The organism is Pantoea sp. X-Soil-YNGN-775 (assembly GCF_059730575.1).
Genome location: NZ_AP035945.1, coordinates 1,936,406 through 1,950,578, shown reverse-complemented (window position 1 = coordinate 1,950,578; position 14,173 = coordinate 1,936,406). Strand labels below are relative to the sequence as shown.

Here is a 14,173-nt window from a genome sequence, read left to right as displayed (position 1 = left end):
TCGCTAGCGCGGGCTGTGTTCACAGGAGGCCCGAGGACAGCGCCTCAGCGGCATTGCCCGATCAGCTGCGTCTGCAGTTGTCCGGGCCTGCCCCCTTACTGCCGCCTATTCAACGATAAACTTGTTCACCAGGTTGCTCATCGCCTCTGATTGATCATGCAGCAGATGGCTGCTGTTAGCAGCCTCTGAAACCATACTCACATTCTGTTCGGTCACCTGACCCATCTGGTTTAGCGCCTGTTGAATTTGCGCAATGCCCGCCGACTGTTCAGCAGAAGCATCCGCAATATCATCAATAAATCGCTTCATTTGCCCGGCATCGCCCACCACGCTTCGCAGAATATGCTCAGAGGAGAGGACTCTTTCTGCCCCCTCTTCAATCTTATTGATATTCTGCGCAATCAGTTTTTGAATCATATCGGCCTCGTTGGCGCACAGCCGCGATAAGTTGCGGACTTCAGCCGCAACCACGGTGAAGCCCTTGCCTAAGTCGCCCGCCCGCGCCGCTTCAACGGCGGCGTTTAACGCCAGCAGGTTGGTCTGAGAAGAGATATTGTTGATCGATGACACAATGCCGGCGATCTGCTCACTGAAGCTCCGAATATCCTGCATAGAAAGGTTAGCCTCGCCCACACTCTTACTGGCCGATTCGACATGTTCGACCATGTGCTGGGCTAACGTTTCTACACGTCGGGCGTTATCTGAGTTTTGATCTATGGCGGTAGAAATCTGCTCAATACTGGCTGACGTCTCCGTCAGGGACGCCGCCTGCTCTTCGGTTCGTTTTGCCAGCTCATCATTTTCTGAGGCAATTTCTGAACTGACCTTGCGCACAATGGCTGCGTTATTTTTAATTTCCCGCACCATCGACTGAATATTTTCTATTGATTGATTGTAAAACTTATTTAATACCGATATTTCATCGGTGCCCCGCACCGCCAGACGCTGAGTCAAATCGCCGTCCATATTCTCGATAATATTAATGGTAGAGCGCAGTTGTAAATTAATGGTGCGAATTACAATCCATGCGACCAGCGCTGAGGTAATAAAGGCCACCAGGCAGATAATTAAAAACATAATCTCCTCGCGACTGGCTTGCTTATAATTATTTAGCGCCGCGCGTTTAATATCCTTATTAATGCTCTTTTCAATATCATGCAGTGCTTCGATACGCTGGGTTTGCGCCTCGTACCACTCCCTTGCGGAAATTTGCCATCCGCCGCTATCTGCCCGACTCAGTGCGGTGTTGCGCAGCGATAATGCCTGCATAAAGCTCGGTGTAAGGCTCGCCTCGGTAAAAAGCGCCGCCTGCTGCGGGGTCGCCTTCATCAGAAAATAGTGTTGCCAGACCGCCTGACCCGCCACCAAAGCGTTCAGCGCCGCTAACTGCCCCGGTTGAAAATGGTCAAGGACAAAAACGCCGGACATAAACGCCCGCTCACTTCCCATCATATTTTTTAAATTCAGCAGGGCATAATACGCGCCGAGCTGGCGGGCAATGGCGCCGTTCTGAACCTGCGTATCGCTTTTACCAATCACGTTAAGCAGCGTGCCAATGTCGTTATTGTAAAATTTTATGGCGCTAGCGGCGGAAACGCGAAAATTAACGATATCCTCACGCATCTTTTTCAACTCATCCAACCGTTGGGCATTATAATGGAGTAACGAAACGTTTTGTCTGGCGGCATCGGTTTGTTTTTTTTGCCGGCCCAGATCGGTTGAAAACTCTGTGCCTTTACTGATCAGAAATCCTGAGGTTAATCCCCGTTCTTTTTGCATTTCATTAATTAAATTACCGACGGCCTGGGCTAACTGCACCTGTTGTTCAACCGCCCACATCTGCTTTTTTAGCTGATATTTGGCATAAACACTGCTGTAGCTAAGCCATACGGTAGTCGCCAGCAGCGGTAATAATAACAGCAGTAATTTCTGCTTCAGCGAAGTCCGATATAACAAATACATGTGGGTATCCTTTTTTTTTATACATTAAAGAATATAATCGGTCGGAACAGCGATCGCTAAATACCTCTAAAGAGGTATGCTGTATGAGAGCTTTTCTCATTAATCAATTAGTTACTGCTAACTAAAATCGGCCCAGCCCGCTGCTGACGGGCGTCACAGGCGTGAATCCCACCCGACGTAAGCCGCTACCGGTTAACTCTTTTTGAGATTTTTTTGCGCAGTTGCGGCAAGAATTAACACCAGCAGGAAAAATGGCGGCAACCGAAGTGGCTGAGGATGTTGTCAGTCAGGCGCTGACAATCATAAAAGAATCGAGGCTACCCGGCCGCGTTCGAAAATCTGCGCCAGGTGGCTGACAGTTTCCGCCAGCCGGTTTAAACAAAGTCGCCGGTTCTGCATCATCGGTGACAGCGCCAGCGCAGCGTCTGCCAGACAATCACCGTGCGGCGTGCAGGCAAAAAAAAAGGCCAGGTTGCCCTGGCCTCGTGTGGTGCTGGTACTTTTACTGCGTCAACTGGCGCACAAAGGAGACGATATCCTGATTTTGCCCGTGTTCGAACAGGCACTGCTGGAAGCGCGGGCCACTGACCGCGGTCTGCACCAGCTCAGGATCGATGGCGCGCAGCGTATCGAGATAGTTCTCTTTGATGACGGCAGCTTTCACCTGATTCAGCAGGCCGGCGTTACGCACCTGCGGCTCTTTACGCTCTGGCGGATAGCCCATGCCTTTTTCGCCGGTAAAGGCTTTCTCAAAGATAAAGCGCAGGTTGAGTTCAGCACCCCAGCCGAAGCCTTTGGCGAACGGCAGCGCCAGGGCATTACCGTTATTGATCTGCGCAAACAGGTAGGCATCGGCCGGATCGATACAATAACCACAGTTGACGCCAGGATGAATGTTGAGCGACATCAGCGCGCCCTGCCCGGTGCCACAACCGGCCACCACGAAATCGACCGCCTTGCTGTTCAGCAGCAGACTGGCCTGAATGCCGAGGTGAATATAGGTCAGATGGTGATCCTGCTCGTCGCTCATGCCGACGTTGAAGACCTGATGGCCCAGCGGCTGCGCCACGCCTTCCAGTTCTTTCAATACGATAGCGTTTTTAGCCGCCTGGCTATTTTCCATCATTAACGCGATTTTCATGATCTGCCCTTAACATTTAATTGAAACACCGTTTCATTTTAATGAAAAACCACTAAAGTGCATGGACTAATTCACCTTTACGCTGTGAGTAGCGTCACAAAACGACTACCCAGGCGTCCAACCACACACTGGAGTTGCGATGTTTATTTATAAAAAAGAGCGTCCACTGGAAGATTTAGGTCAGGGTGTCTCCCGTCGGGTTCTGGCTTACGGCGGCACAATGATGGCGGTGGAAGTTAGCTTCGAAAAAGGTGCCATCGGGCCGTTACATCACCATCCCCATGAGCAGTTAACCTATGTGCTGAGCGGCCGTTTCGCCTTCACCATCGGGGATGAGACGCGGGAAGTCGGGGCGGGCGATACCCTCTACAAAGCGCCCGATGTGGTACACGGCTGCGTCTGCCTTGAGGCCGGTATGCTGCTGGATACCTTTACCCCGCAGCGTGAAGATTTTCTGCCTGCCCGCTAACCCCGCTTCCTGACGCCGCCGTGTTGCCTGTCAGCACGGTGGCCGTTCGAATGCCGTGCACGTTCAGCCCACAATAGCAGCCCAAAATACCAGCCCAACATACCCGTCAGAATGGCCAGCCAGACATACCCACCGAAATATCAGCCGCACATATCCGCCGGGATGTCAGCCCTTAACGTCACTCTGGCTATCGCTGGCCGTTACAGTGGCTATTTTTTCAAAAAATTTTCACTGGCCGGTAGTTAGCTAACCAAATGATTAGCAGGCTTTTAGTCAGTAACCGCTACCTGTTTGCGGGCTGACACCGCGCTGTAACCCGCGCCAACCGGGCCTGGCTCAACTATTCTTATTCTGTTTACTCACTCCCTGACGCCCGTCTCAGCAAAAAAAGAAGCCCGCCAAAACTGTACAAAATTAACTTTCGTGTATAAGTTTAGATCACCCACCAGGTCATTTTTTAACCCAATACAGGATAATTCTATGAATCACTCAGAGAGCGCCACCCTGGCCGTGAAGGAAAATGTCCACCTGATCAACCCGGCGTTTCACGCCACCGAGCGGGAAAAAATGAATTTCCTGGTTGAGGAACTGATGGAAGCGGGCAAGGAACACAGCTGCATGGCGCTATTGCGCCATCTGGCGGCGGCAGACAGTGCTGAGGAAGAGGCGTGCTGTCGGGAACTGCTGACGTTACTGATGGCGAAACAGGCATAATGGCCACAGCCTGCGGCGAGGTGGTGAACCGGTAAGCGAGCGGCTTGCTGACAACCGGACACCACCGTGTCTCTCACCCTGCTGTGCGGCTCACTGTTTTGCTGCTCAGTTCACAGCACCGCCTGACTCCGGACGATAGCGCGACAACATTCTGCTGGATAATCCCGCCCACTTTGCTAGTCTCACCGGATGAACCGATACCCAGCTTGCCAGCCAGCGATGATTATTTACACCGTCTGTTGCGCGGTGGGATAAGCTGTCTCTTATACCCGCCGGTAAGGCGGGCCTTACCGGTGTTAATCCGCTAAGGAACCCTATGAAGCACGACACCGTTACGCCGGCTACCCTGCATCTGCTGTGCGGCAAAATCGCCTCCGGTAAATCCACCCTTGCGGCCCGGCTGGGCGCCGAACCGGGCTGCATCATCCTGAGTGAAGATCAGTGGCTGGCGGCACTCTATCCGGATCGGCTGCAGTCAGTCGCCGACTATGTGCGCTGTGCGGCGCTGCTGAAAAATGCCATTACCCCACACCTGCTGGCGCTGCTCACGGCGGGGGTTTCGGTGGTGCTCGACTTTCCCGCCAACACTCAGGCGAATCGCGGCTGGATGATGTCGCTGATCAAACGCTCGGCGGCACAGCACCAGCTGCACTATCTCGATCTGCCGGACGATCGCTGTAAAGCCCGCCTGCATGCCCGCAATCAGTCGGGTGAACATGCCTTCGCCACCACCGAACAGCAGTTTGAGCTTATTACCCGCTACTTCGAGCCACCGCAGGCAAGCGAAGGCTTTCACCTGGTGTATCATCGCTGAGGCTATTGACGGCAGAGAAACGCCGGTCGCGGCGCAATAAACCACGGGCCAGGCCGGTAGCCAGCTACCCCGGGCAGCCAGCATCGCCCGGCAGGCTGTGGCCTTGCTGCCCGCGCCTGCTACGCCAGTTCCAGCCCGGTCACGACCTCAGCGATCTGCTGATAATCAGCGGCGGAGAGCGGTAACAGCGGGCGCGGCAGGCAATCTGCTGCGGTCAGCCCCAGAATCGCCGCTGCTGCTGCCATCACCCGCAGGCTGCCGCCATGCTGACGGAACAGCGCCCACAAGGGTTGCAGTTGCGCATCCAGCATTGTGACGCGCCGATCGTCGCCCGCCTGCGCCGCCTCAGCGATCGCCTGGGCTACCCGCGGAAACAGTCCGCCACACACCGAGTACCAGCCATCACAGCCCGCCAGCAGGCCGGTTGCGGCAAACGCATCGCCGCTGACGCCGATTGAGACAGTTTCAGGCAGCAAGGCCCGCAGTTGGGCGATGCGCTGAACAGCCGCCGGCAAATCTGCCGGTACGCCGGGAATTTTTATTGAGGCGATGCCAGGCAGCGCGGCGATGCGGCCGATCAGCGCATCGGAAAAGGTAAAATGGGTGGTGCCCGGATTATCATAGACGCAGATCGGCACCGACGCGTGACGCGCCACCGTCTGGTACAGCGTAAAGACCTCTTCATCCCGCAGCGCCTGATAGCCAAGCGGCGGCAGCAACAGCGCTGACGCGCCCGCCTGCTGAGCATCTTCCGCCAGATACAGCACCTCAGCGCTGCTGACCGCGCCAATCCCGATCATCACCGGGACAGCACCAGCATCGGCAACCGCCAGTTCGGCGATGCGCCTGCGCTGGGCGCGGGTCAGATAAGCGTAACTGCCGGTAGAGCCCAGCACGCCAAGCGAGTCCACCTGCGCTTCAGTCAGCCGCTGCAGCAGCCGTAAAAATGCCGCTTCATCCGGCTTGTCAGCCGTAAACGGGGTAAGGGGAAACGCACTCAGTCCGGTGAACATATTACCTGCTCCATGATAGTGAAATGATGGTCTGGTTGATTAGCCGTACAGGCATATTTCGTAGCAGGCCGAAGCATCACGCCGCCCCGCCCGCTACTGTGCTGCTGACACCCTAAGGAGACAACCGATGATCGCTGTACTGTTTGAAGCCCAGGCCCGACCCGAACACCAGGCTCGCTACCTGCATCTGGCCACAGAACTCAAACCGCTGCTGGCGCAGGTCGACGGTTTTATCGCGATTGAGCGCTTTCAAAGCCTGACCGATGAGAAAAAGATCCTCTCGCTGTCCTGGTGGCGCGATGAAGCGGCAGTGCTGGCCTGGAAAAACAATCCACAGCATCAGGCTGCCCAACGCGAAGGCCGTGAGACCCTTTTCGCCGGTTACTCGCTGCGCATTGCGACGCTGGTCAGAGAGTATGCATCGAAACCGGAGACAAATTAAGATGTTCGATATTCATGTGATCCTGCAAAATAGTGCTGGCACCCTTTCCCGTCTCACCGGTCTGCTGGGCCAGCACGGCATTGGACTGGAAGGCAGCGGCCTGTTCCCGGCTGGCGCGCAGAGCCACGCGCATTTTCTGGTGGTGGAGGGCGAGCGGGCGCGGACCGTGCTGGAGGCGGAAGGACTCGCAGTACAGGCGGTGACCGCTCCGCTGATCCGCAAATTACCCCAGCAGCGCCCCGGTGAACTGGCTGAGATAACGGCGCGGCTGGCCAGCGCCGGCATTAATATTCTGGTGCAATACAGCGACCACGCTAACCAGCTGATCCTGATCACCGACGACAATCACTCAGCCGCGAGGCTGACAACCGCATGGGCAGTCCCGACAGATGACAAAATCACAACCGCATGAACGCCCCGACGACAGCGTCGCTCTTGAGGCGGCGATTGTCGCGGTGGCTGCCGCCATGGCTGACACCTCCAGGGTGAGGATGCTGTCAGCACTGATGGATGGCCGCGCCTGGACCGCCACTGAACTCAGCGCCGTCACCGACGTTGCGCCTTCGACCGCCAGCGCGCACCTCAACCGTTTGATCAACAGCGGGCTGATCGTCTGCCTGGCGCAGGGTCGCCACCGTTATTACCGGCTGACCGGCAGTGACATCGCCGCCCTGATTGAAAATATGATGGGCGTGTCGTGGCGGCGGATCTCTGCTCCGGACAGCCGTACCCCGAACTCGCTGCGAACTGCCCGCACCTGTTACGACCACCTGGCGGGCGAAATTGCAGTGCAGATTTACGCCGCCATGCAGCAACAGGCGTGGATAACGGCGGACGGCAGCGCCGTCACGCTTTACGGCCAGCAGCAGTTTGCGGCGTTACAGATCGATCTCTCTCAGCCGGGACGGCGCAAAGCCTGCTGCGGCTGTCTGGACTGGAGCGAACGCCGCTTTCACCTCGGCGGCTATGCCGGTGCGGCGCTGCTGAGCGGCTGCAACAGACGTTTGGCTGGATGCGCGCCTGACCTGCCGCTCAGCCAGCCTTGCCTGCCCGGTCAGCGCCGCTGTTACACAGTTATGAATTCTGTCACATTTCCGCAAACTCGTGGCGCGGGTTAGCCGCAACGCCGCCGCCCGCACCTTTACGCTAACGCGCTGATATTAATCGACTTAACCCACAAGCTTCGCCGAGTCATGCAGGCCACGCATCAATCCATGCCCTTTTTGCACTTATTAACCGCCGGTCGCTGATCCACTCTTCAGTCACAGGCGCGGCAAAAAGCGTCAATCACCGACTGGAGCTCACTGATGCAGACCCCCTCACCTACTACGCTTTCCACCCGCGCCCGGATCGGCGCAATATTCCGTGTCACCTCAGGCAATTTTCTCGAACAGTTTGATTTTTTTCTGTTTGGATTTTATGCCACCTACATCGCCCATACCTTCTTTCCGGCCAGCAGCGAGTTTGCCTCGCTGATGATGACCTTTGCGGTGTTCGGTGCCGGTTTCCTGATGCGGCCGATCGGCGCAGTGGTACTCGGGGCTTATATTGACAAAGTGGGCCGCCGTAAAGGGCTGATTGTAACGCTGTCGATCATGGCGGCAGGCACCTTCATGATTGTGCTGATCCCTTCTTATCAGAGCATTGGCCTGTGGGCACCGCTGCTGGTGCTGACCGGACGCTTGCTGCAGGGCTTTTCGGCGGGAGCCGAACTGGGCGGCGTGTCGGTTTATCTGGCCGAAATCGCCACCCCAGGCCGGAAAGGTTTTTATACCAGCTGGCAGTCAGGTAGCCAGCAGGTGGCGATCATGGTGGCCGCAGCGATGGGCTTTATCCTGAATGCGCTGCTGGCCGAGAGCGCTATCCGCGAATGGGGCTGGCGGATTCCGTTCCTGTTCGGCTGCATGATCGTGCCGTTTATCTTCGTGCTGCGCCGCAAACTGGAAGAGACGGCGGAATTCAGCGCCCGACGCAACCCACCCGCGCTGAAACAGGTATTTAAAATTTTGCTGGCTAACTGGCAGGTGGTGATCGCCGGAATGCTGATGGTGGCGATGACCACCACCGCCTTCTACCTGATCACCGTTTATGCCCCGACCTTTGGCAAAAAAGTGCTGATGCTCAGCGCCTCTGACAGCCTGCTGGTGACCCTGCTGGTGGCGGTGTCGAATTTCATCTGGCTGCCGATTGGCGGCGCACTGTCGGATCGCTTCGGCCGCAAGCCGCTGCTGATCGCCATGACGCTGCTGGCGCTGACCACCAGCTACCCGGCGCTGAGCCTGCTGGCGGCGGCCCCCAGCTTTTCGATGATGCTCGGGGTCCTGCTGTGGCTGTCACTGATTTACGGCCTGTATAACGGCGCGATGATCCCGGCGCTGACCGAAATTATGCCGGGTGAAGTGCGGGTTGCCGGCTTCTCGCTGGCCTACAGCCTGGCCACCGCGCTGTTCGGCGGTTTCACGCCGGTGATGTCGACCGGACTGATTGAACTGACCGGCGATAAAGCGTCGCCCGGTTACTGGATGAGTTTTGCTGCCGTCTGCGCCCTGCTGGCGACGCTCTACCTCTACCGCCGGACCGGCAATCCGTTGCCTTTCGCCAATAATGCCGTGAGCTAAGGAGATTGATATGAAACGCTATTCTCTGTTGGTCGCTCTGCTTATCAGCGTGGCGGGCAGTGCCAGCGCCCAGACCCGGGAGCTGACCGTGATGATCTCGGGCGGCTTTAAAGCGGCGTGGGACCAGTTATCTCCTCGCTATGCGGCGCGGGAAGGGATCCGCATCAATACGGTGGCCGGTCCGTCAATGGGCAAAACGCCGCAGGCGATCCCGGCCCGGCTGGCGCGGGGCGAACGCGCCGATCTGCTGATTATGGTGGGCGATGCGCTGGGCAATCTGGAACAACAGGGCCGCACGCTGCCGGGTTCGCGGGTTGAACTGGCCGATTCACGCATCGGAGCGGTGATCAAACAAGGCGCAACGCCGGTCGCCATCGACAGCGAGGGTGCCCTGCGCGCCACCCTGCTCAGCGCCCGCTCGATAGCCTACTCCGACAGTGCCAGCGGTCAGTACATCAGCAGCCAGTTGTTCACCCGGCTGGGCATCGCCGATCGGGTCAACGCAAAGGCGTTTAAAGTAGAGCGGATTCCGGTCGCCTCACAAGTCGCGGCCGGCAAATATGCGATCGGGTTCCAGCAGGTCAGTGAACTGTTGCCGGTGCCCGGCGTTACCTTTGTTGGCGAGTTACCTGACAGCCTGCAATACACCACCCGCTTTGCCGGCGCGGTGGTACGGCAGTCAGCACAGCCCGATGAAGCGCGCCGGCTACTGCGCTGGCTCGCCTCGTCCGAGGTCCAACAGGTGGTACGTCAAACCGGGCTGCACCCGATCGGCCAGCCTCAACCGGCTGGCGCGTCACAGCCAATCAGACAGACTGATACCGTTCAATAATCAGCGCTTCCAGCTCACCGGCGACGTGTGACAGCGTGCGGCCGTTTTTTCGCAGCAGACCCACCGTGCGTTTCACCGCCGGGTCGGTCAGCGGCACTGCCGTCAGCGCGGAGTGACCGGCGGTCGGCATCGACATAGCGGGCACGGCAGCAATGCCGAGGCCCGCTTCAACCATGCCGAGCATCGTGGTGACATGCCGGGTTTCACAGATGCAGGCTTTCTCCGGCACGATATGCTCCAGCGCCTGATCGAGCAGATTGCGGTTGCCGGAGGTCTTGTCCAGCCCCACCCACTCCTGCTGATAAAACTCCCGCCAGCTCAGGCTCTGTTTTGCCGCGATCGGATGTTCATGCCGACAGGCCGCCACGTAGGGATCGTCGATCAGCGGCAGAAAATGGACATCGGGCTGCGCCCGGCCGGAAAAGCTAAGGCCGAAATCGGCCTGACCGCCAATCACCGCGTCATAGACATTGGCGGCGCTGCTGTCGATTAACCTGACCCGCACCCGTGGATAGCGCGCCTGAAACAGCCGGATGATGTTGGGCATAAAATAATAGGCGGCGGAGGGCACACAGGCGACGGTGATCAGCCCGGTCCGCGCCAGACTGACCTCACTCAGATCGGCCATCACCTCTTCAAAATCTACCAGCAGCTTGTCTGACCGTTCGGCAAAGGCGTGGCCTTTTAGCGTCAGGGTGACCCGGCGGGTGGTGCGCTCAAACAAACGGATCCCCAGCGCCGTCTCCAGCTTGTCTATTCTGCGGCTCAGCGCCGACTGTGACAGGCAGATTGAGTCCGCCGCGAGACGAAAATTGCCATACTCCACCAGCGCGCGAAACGCATAAAGATCGTTGAGATCGATATTAACCGGCATGGTTGCGTCCTCCTGTCACCTGCATCACGCGTCGTCCCTCTCATCGCCCTGCAACGCGCTAAAGTCGCTCACAAATTGCTGCAACAACTGTTCCAGTGTGGCACGGTCGCTCTGCGGCCAGTCAGCGAATACCCGCTGGTAGATCTGCGCCCGTTGCGCATCGATTTTATCAGTCATCGCTTTACCGGCCGGGGTAATTGCCGCCTCGTTGATCCGCTTATCCGCGGCATTTTTTTGTCGCTGCACCAGGCCGGTCTGTTCCAGCTTCGCCACCTGGCGGCTGACGGTGGTGTAATCACGTCCGACCCGATCGGCGAGCTCCCCGACCCCGATCGGTCCGAAGCGGCCGACCTGCACCAGCAGCGGGAACAGGGCGCGATCAAGCTCAATGCCCGCGCCCCTGATCATCGCCAGATCGCGCTGTGGCCGGTTAAAGGCCGCCACAATGGTGAGTAAGCTGTTGTGCAGCACATCGAACGATGAGTTATGTGTATTTTGCACTTTTTTCATTGACGCCATCCAGAGGCAGGAATAATGTGTGTACTTTACACTTATTATCCCGCAGACAGAAGGCCACACTCCATGAAAGCAGCAATAATCGATCGGGCAGGCGCGACACCCCACTACGGTGATTTTCCCGAACCGCAGGCAGCAGCAGGCCAGCAGCGGGTGACGGTGAAAGCCGCCGCCATCAGCCAGCTGGCAAAATCACGGGCGGCGGGCACCCATTACAGTGGCGCGGCACGCTATCCGTTGATTCCCGGCATTGATGGCACCGGCTACCTCGATAACGGCGATGCGGTCTATTTTCTGGCATTCGACGCGGGCTGGGGCAGCATGGCGCAGCGCACCCTGGTGCGAAGCGAGTGCCTGATTGCACTGCCGCCGACGCTTGATCCGGTGGTCGCTGCGGCTATCGCCAATCCGGGCATGTCATCCTGGACCGCACTGACCCGCCGGGCGGCGCTGCGGCCCGGTGAAACGGTGCTGATTAACGGCGCGACCGGCACCTCGGGTCGGCTGGCAATCCGCATTGCCCGCAGCCTGGGCGCGGGAAAAATCATTGCCACCGGCCGCAACAGCGAGACGCTGCAACAGCTACAACAGGAAGGAGCCGATATCACCCTGACGCTGGCGGCGCTGCCGACCGAGCTGCCAGCGCTGATGGCAGCAGGCGTTGATGTGGTGCTGGATTATCTGTGGGGAGAGAGCGCGCTGGCGATCATGACGGCCGCCGTCAGCGGCGGTGATAAAGTGGTGCGTTTTGTGCAGATTGGGTCGCTGAGCGGTCAGGAGATCCCGCTGCACAGCAAGTTGCTGCGTTCCTCCGGGCTGACGCTGATGGGCAGCGGCTTGGGCAGCGTCGCCGACCGCGAGCTGATCGCCTCAATCGGGGAGATGCTGCAGGCCGCCGGTCCTCACCACTTTTCGGTGCCGTTCCGCGCGCGACCGTTAAGCGAGGTTGCGCAGGCGTGGGAGGAAGATGACAGCCGCTGCCGGACGGTGTTTACCCTGTAATGTCACTGGCCGCTTTAGCGCGATGGCTCCAGCGGATGCAAAAAGCGCTCAGGGTAATCGGGGGTAATTGCCTGCTGACTGTCGTAGCGGCCAAACAGCTTATAGCGGTTCAGGGCGATACGATCGTAGGCAAAATTACTGATTGCATCCGGGAAATGGCGCAGCACGCTGAGGCCGCGCCACGGTGCCGGCATCTGCTGCATCACGCGAAATACCGCCTGCGCCCGCAGCCAGTGCTGATTATCGGCGATATAGACAATGGTGCTGACATTCTCCTGAGGTAATCCGGCCCAGCGCAGCAGCGCCTTGCCCTGCTCGCTCTGAACCGCTGCAAAACGAACCTGCCGCGCCAGCCGATGGCGCAGCAGGAACCGGACCCAGCCGTTGCACAGTTTACAGACGCCGTCATACAGCACGGCGCTTTCACCGGTTTGCAGATAAGGGGGTGATGACATGCTGCAACTCCTCACTCGTCGGACATTGAGGTGAAGTGTAGCTGTTTCTCTCCAGCTGTTGCTGTAACCAGCCGGCCACCGCCCGTTCATCCTGCGCGCTGGCGTTGACCCGCAGCACCGGCCCCAGCGCCATCGGCTCTGCCTGTTGCGCCAGCTGACGCAGTTCAGGCAGATATTCCGCGCCGGGATGGCCGGGCAGCCGCTGCGATAGCCGGGCCTGATAACGCGCCACCGCCGCCTCCGGGGCGATCTGCATCCACAGCTCCAGCACCGTGTCGACGCCAGCCTGCTGCAGGCCCTGTTCCAGCACCGCGCGCGACTGAAAGCCGAACCAGGCGTCAATCAGCCAGATCTGACTGGCCGGTGCCTGACCGACAATGTTCCAGATCGCCTGATAGGCGGCGCAGCCGAGCTGCCGGTTACGCTGCCGGTCGACCGGCGCAAAGCAGGCCATAAAGGGCTCCTTCAGGCTGTCGAGCGTCAGCACCGGCCAGCCGAAGCGCTGCGACAGCGCACGAGTCAGGGTGCTTTTTCCCGAGGCCGGAATTCCGTTCACCAGCACCACGCATTTTAACGGGGTTGTTGTCGTCATAAGATATCAATCACCTCCGCGGCGCTGCGGGCCTGGCGTAATCTGACCAGCGTCTGTTCATCTTCTAGCAGCGAGACAATGGCGCGAATGCCCTCTTCGATATGCGCATTACTGTCGCGCGCGCCGAACATAATCACGATGTCCGCTTTTTCGCTGCCGGCAAATGAGATCGGCTGCGCCAGCACGATCAGGCTGAAGCAGTCGCGGATCACGCCGGCTTCCGGTCGGGCATGCGGCATGGCGATGCCCTCATCAAACACGTAATAGGCGCCGTGGGTCAGCGTATTGGCGATCACCTCTGCCGGATAGCGCGCGTCGAGGTAGCCCCCACTCACCAGCGGTTCAGCGGCCAGGGCGATCACCTGACGCCAGTCCGTGGCGTCAATGCCGACCTGAATCGCGTTAGCCTGTTGCAATAGCTGCTTAATGCTCATCCACTCTCCTTAAATCGACTGGCGAACCAGATTGCGTAATTCATCGATTTTGACAAACAGCGCATCAATTTCATTTCGGTAGCGACGGCTTTTGGCAAATAAGCTTAATGCCCGGTTATATTCCAGCATTAATTGCTTCTGCGTCTCGCCATCACGCGGATTGTCAGCCAGCTTATTTTCCAGTTCGGTCATTTTCTCGCGGCTGGCTTGCGCCTGCTGGTCCTGCTGTTCCGTATCCGGTTGTTCAGCTGGCGGCGACTTTTTTAAGAATCCAAACATAGCGTCTCCTGCCCCG

18 protein-coding genes are annotated in these 14,173 nt (G+C 58.2%); 9 read left to right on the top strand and 9 right to left on the bottom strand.

The genetic code is table 11. The features are described from left to right. Window positions 1-105: 105 nt before the first annotated feature. Window positions 106-1,839, bottom strand: a complete 1,734-nt coding sequence (locus AC6I8I_RS09215) for a methyl-accepting chemotaxis protein (protein ID WP_497828592.1) — start codon at window positions 1,837-1,839, stop codon at window positions 106-108. A 625-nt stretch (window positions 1,840-2,464) separates the two neighbouring features. Next, window positions 2,465-3,103, bottom strand: coding sequence for an RpiB/LacA/LacB family sugar-phosphate isomerase (locus tag AC6I8I_RS09210; RefSeq protein WP_312056118.1), 639 nt, complete (start codon window positions 3,101-3,103; stop codon window positions 2,465-2,467). Between the two features lie 139 nt (window positions 3,104-3,242). Between AC6I8I_RS09210 and AC6I8I_RS09205 the strand changes: the two genes are divergently transcribed. The 3 genes from AC6I8I_RS09205 (at window position 3,243) to AC6I8I_RS09195 (ending at window position 5,100) form a co-directional block, all read left to right on the top strand. Further along, window positions 3,243-3,572, top strand: coding sequence for a cupin domain-containing protein (locus tag AC6I8I_RS09205; RefSeq protein WP_312056119.1), 330 nt, complete (start codon window positions 3,243-3,245; stop codon window positions 3,570-3,572). Between the two features lie 480 nt (window positions 3,573-4,052). Further along, on the top strand, window positions 4,053-4,286 hold the full coding sequence (locus tag AC6I8I_RS09200) for a hypothetical protein (RefSeq protein ID WP_031377998.1): 234 nt from the start codon (window positions 4,053-4,055) through the stop codon (window positions 4,284-4,286). A gap of 316 nt (window positions 4,287-4,602) precedes the next feature. Further along, window positions 4,603-5,100, top strand: coding sequence for a P-loop nucleotide/nucleoside kinase family protein (locus AC6I8I_RS09195; RefSeq protein WP_497828591.1), 498 nt, complete (start codon window positions 4,603-4,605; stop codon window positions 5,098-5,100). Window positions 5,101-5,219: 119 nt separating this feature from the next. On the opposite strand, the gene AC6I8I_RS09190 is transcribed toward AC6I8I_RS09195, so the two are convergent. Continuing rightward, the gene (locus AC6I8I_RS09190; RefSeq protein WP_497828590.1) at window positions 5,220-6,113 is read right to left on the bottom strand and encodes a dihydrodipicolinate synthase family protein; all 894 of its coding nucleotides are present in this window, start codon (window positions 6,111-6,113) and stop codon (window positions 5,220-5,222) included. A gap of 127 nt (window positions 6,114-6,240) precedes the next feature. Between AC6I8I_RS09190 and AC6I8I_RS09185 the strand changes: the two genes are divergently transcribed. The 5 genes from AC6I8I_RS09185 to AC6I8I_RS09165 all read left to right on the top strand — a co-directional run bounded on the left by AC6I8I_RS09185 (window position 6,241) and on the right by AC6I8I_RS09165 (window position 10,005). Continuing rightward, window positions 6,241-6,555, top strand: a complete 315-nt coding sequence (locus AC6I8I_RS09185) for an antibiotic biosynthesis monooxygenase family protein (RefSeq protein WP_497828589.1) — start codon at window positions 6,241-6,243, stop codon at window positions 6,553-6,555. Window position 6,556: 1 nt separating this feature from the next. After that, window positions 6,557-6,967 carry an amino acid-binding protein gene (locus tag AC6I8I_RS09180; protein ID WP_497828588.1) on the top strand — a complete coding sequence of 137 codons (411 nt, stop codon included), beginning with the start codon at window positions 6,557-6,559 and terminating at the stop codon, window positions 6,965-6,967. Next, window positions 6,945-7,673 carry an ArsR/SmtB family transcription factor gene (locus AC6I8I_RS09175; protein ID WP_497828587.1) on the top strand — a complete coding sequence of 243 codons (729 nt, stop codon included), beginning with the start codon at window positions 6,945-6,947 and terminating at the stop codon, window positions 7,671-7,673. The genes AC6I8I_RS09180 and AC6I8I_RS09175 overlap by 23 nt, the downstream gene beginning before the upstream one ends. Before the next feature lie 189 nt (window positions 7,674-7,862). Continuing rightward, entirely contained in the window at window positions 7,863-9,173 is a 1,311-nt protein-coding gene (locus tag AC6I8I_RS09170) for an MFS transporter (protein ID WP_497828586.1), read from the top strand. A 10-nt stretch (window positions 9,174-9,183) separates the two neighbouring features. Beyond that, window positions 9,184-10,005, top strand: coding sequence for a molybdate ABC transporter substrate-binding protein (locus tag AC6I8I_RS09165; RefSeq protein ID WP_497828585.1), 822 nt, complete (start codon window positions 9,184-9,186; stop codon window positions 10,003-10,005). Here AC6I8I_RS09165 and psrA read toward each other — a convergent pair. Next, complete coding sequence (gene psrA, locus AC6I8I_RS09160; RefSeq protein ID WP_312056125.1) at window positions 9,980-10,879, bottom strand: L-proline-binding transcription factor PsrA; 900 nt, start codon at window positions 10,877-10,879, stop codon at window positions 9,980-9,982. The two genes, AC6I8I_RS09165 and psrA, sit on opposite strands and share 26 nt — an antisense overlap. 24 nt (window positions 10,880-10,903) lie before the next feature. After that, a complete protein-coding gene (locus tag AC6I8I_RS09155) occupies window positions 10,904-11,389 on the bottom strand; it encodes a MarR family winged helix-turn-helix transcriptional regulator (protein WP_497828584.1) in 486 nt (161 codons plus the stop codon). Window positions 11,390-11,461: 72 nt separating this feature from the next. Between AC6I8I_RS09155 and AC6I8I_RS09150 the strand changes: the two genes are divergently transcribed. Then, window positions 11,462-12,397, top strand: coding sequence for a quinone oxidoreductase family protein (locus tag AC6I8I_RS09150; RefSeq protein WP_312056127.1), 936 nt, complete (start codon window positions 11,462-11,464; stop codon window positions 12,395-12,397). Between the two features lie 14 nt (window positions 12,398-12,411). Here AC6I8I_RS09150 and AC6I8I_RS09145 read toward each other — a convergent pair whose 3' ends face one another. Genes AC6I8I_RS09145 through AC6I8I_RS09130 form a run of 4 tightly spaced genes read right to left on the bottom strand, consistent with a single transcriptional unit; the run spans window position 12,412 to window position 14,157 of the window. Next, window positions 12,412-12,852, bottom strand: coding sequence for a thiol-disulfide oxidoreductase DCC family protein (locus tag AC6I8I_RS09145; RefSeq protein ID WP_312056128.1), 441 nt, complete (start codon window positions 12,850-12,852; stop codon window positions 12,412-12,414). Beyond that, window positions 12,821-13,444, bottom strand: a complete 624-nt coding sequence (locus tag AC6I8I_RS09140) for a P-loop nucleotide/nucleoside kinase family protein (RefSeq protein ID WP_497820026.1) — start codon at window positions 13,442-13,444, stop codon at window positions 12,821-12,823. The genes AC6I8I_RS09145 and AC6I8I_RS09140 overlap by 32 nt, the downstream gene beginning before the upstream one ends. Next, window positions 13,441-13,878, bottom strand: coding sequence for a PTS sugar transporter subunit IIA (locus tag AC6I8I_RS09135; RefSeq protein WP_312056130.1), 438 nt, complete (start codon window positions 13,876-13,878; stop codon window positions 13,441-13,443). Before AC6I8I_RS09135 ends, AC6I8I_RS09140 begins: the two co-directional genes overlap by 4 nt. 9 nt (window positions 13,879-13,887) lie before the next feature. Next, window positions 13,888-14,157: a hypothetical protein gene (locus tag AC6I8I_RS09130; RefSeq protein WP_312056131.1), complete on the bottom strand. Its 270-nt coding sequence runs from the start codon at window positions 14,155-14,157 to the stop codon at window positions 13,888-13,890. Between the last annotated feature and the right edge of the window lie 16 nt (window positions 14,158-14,173).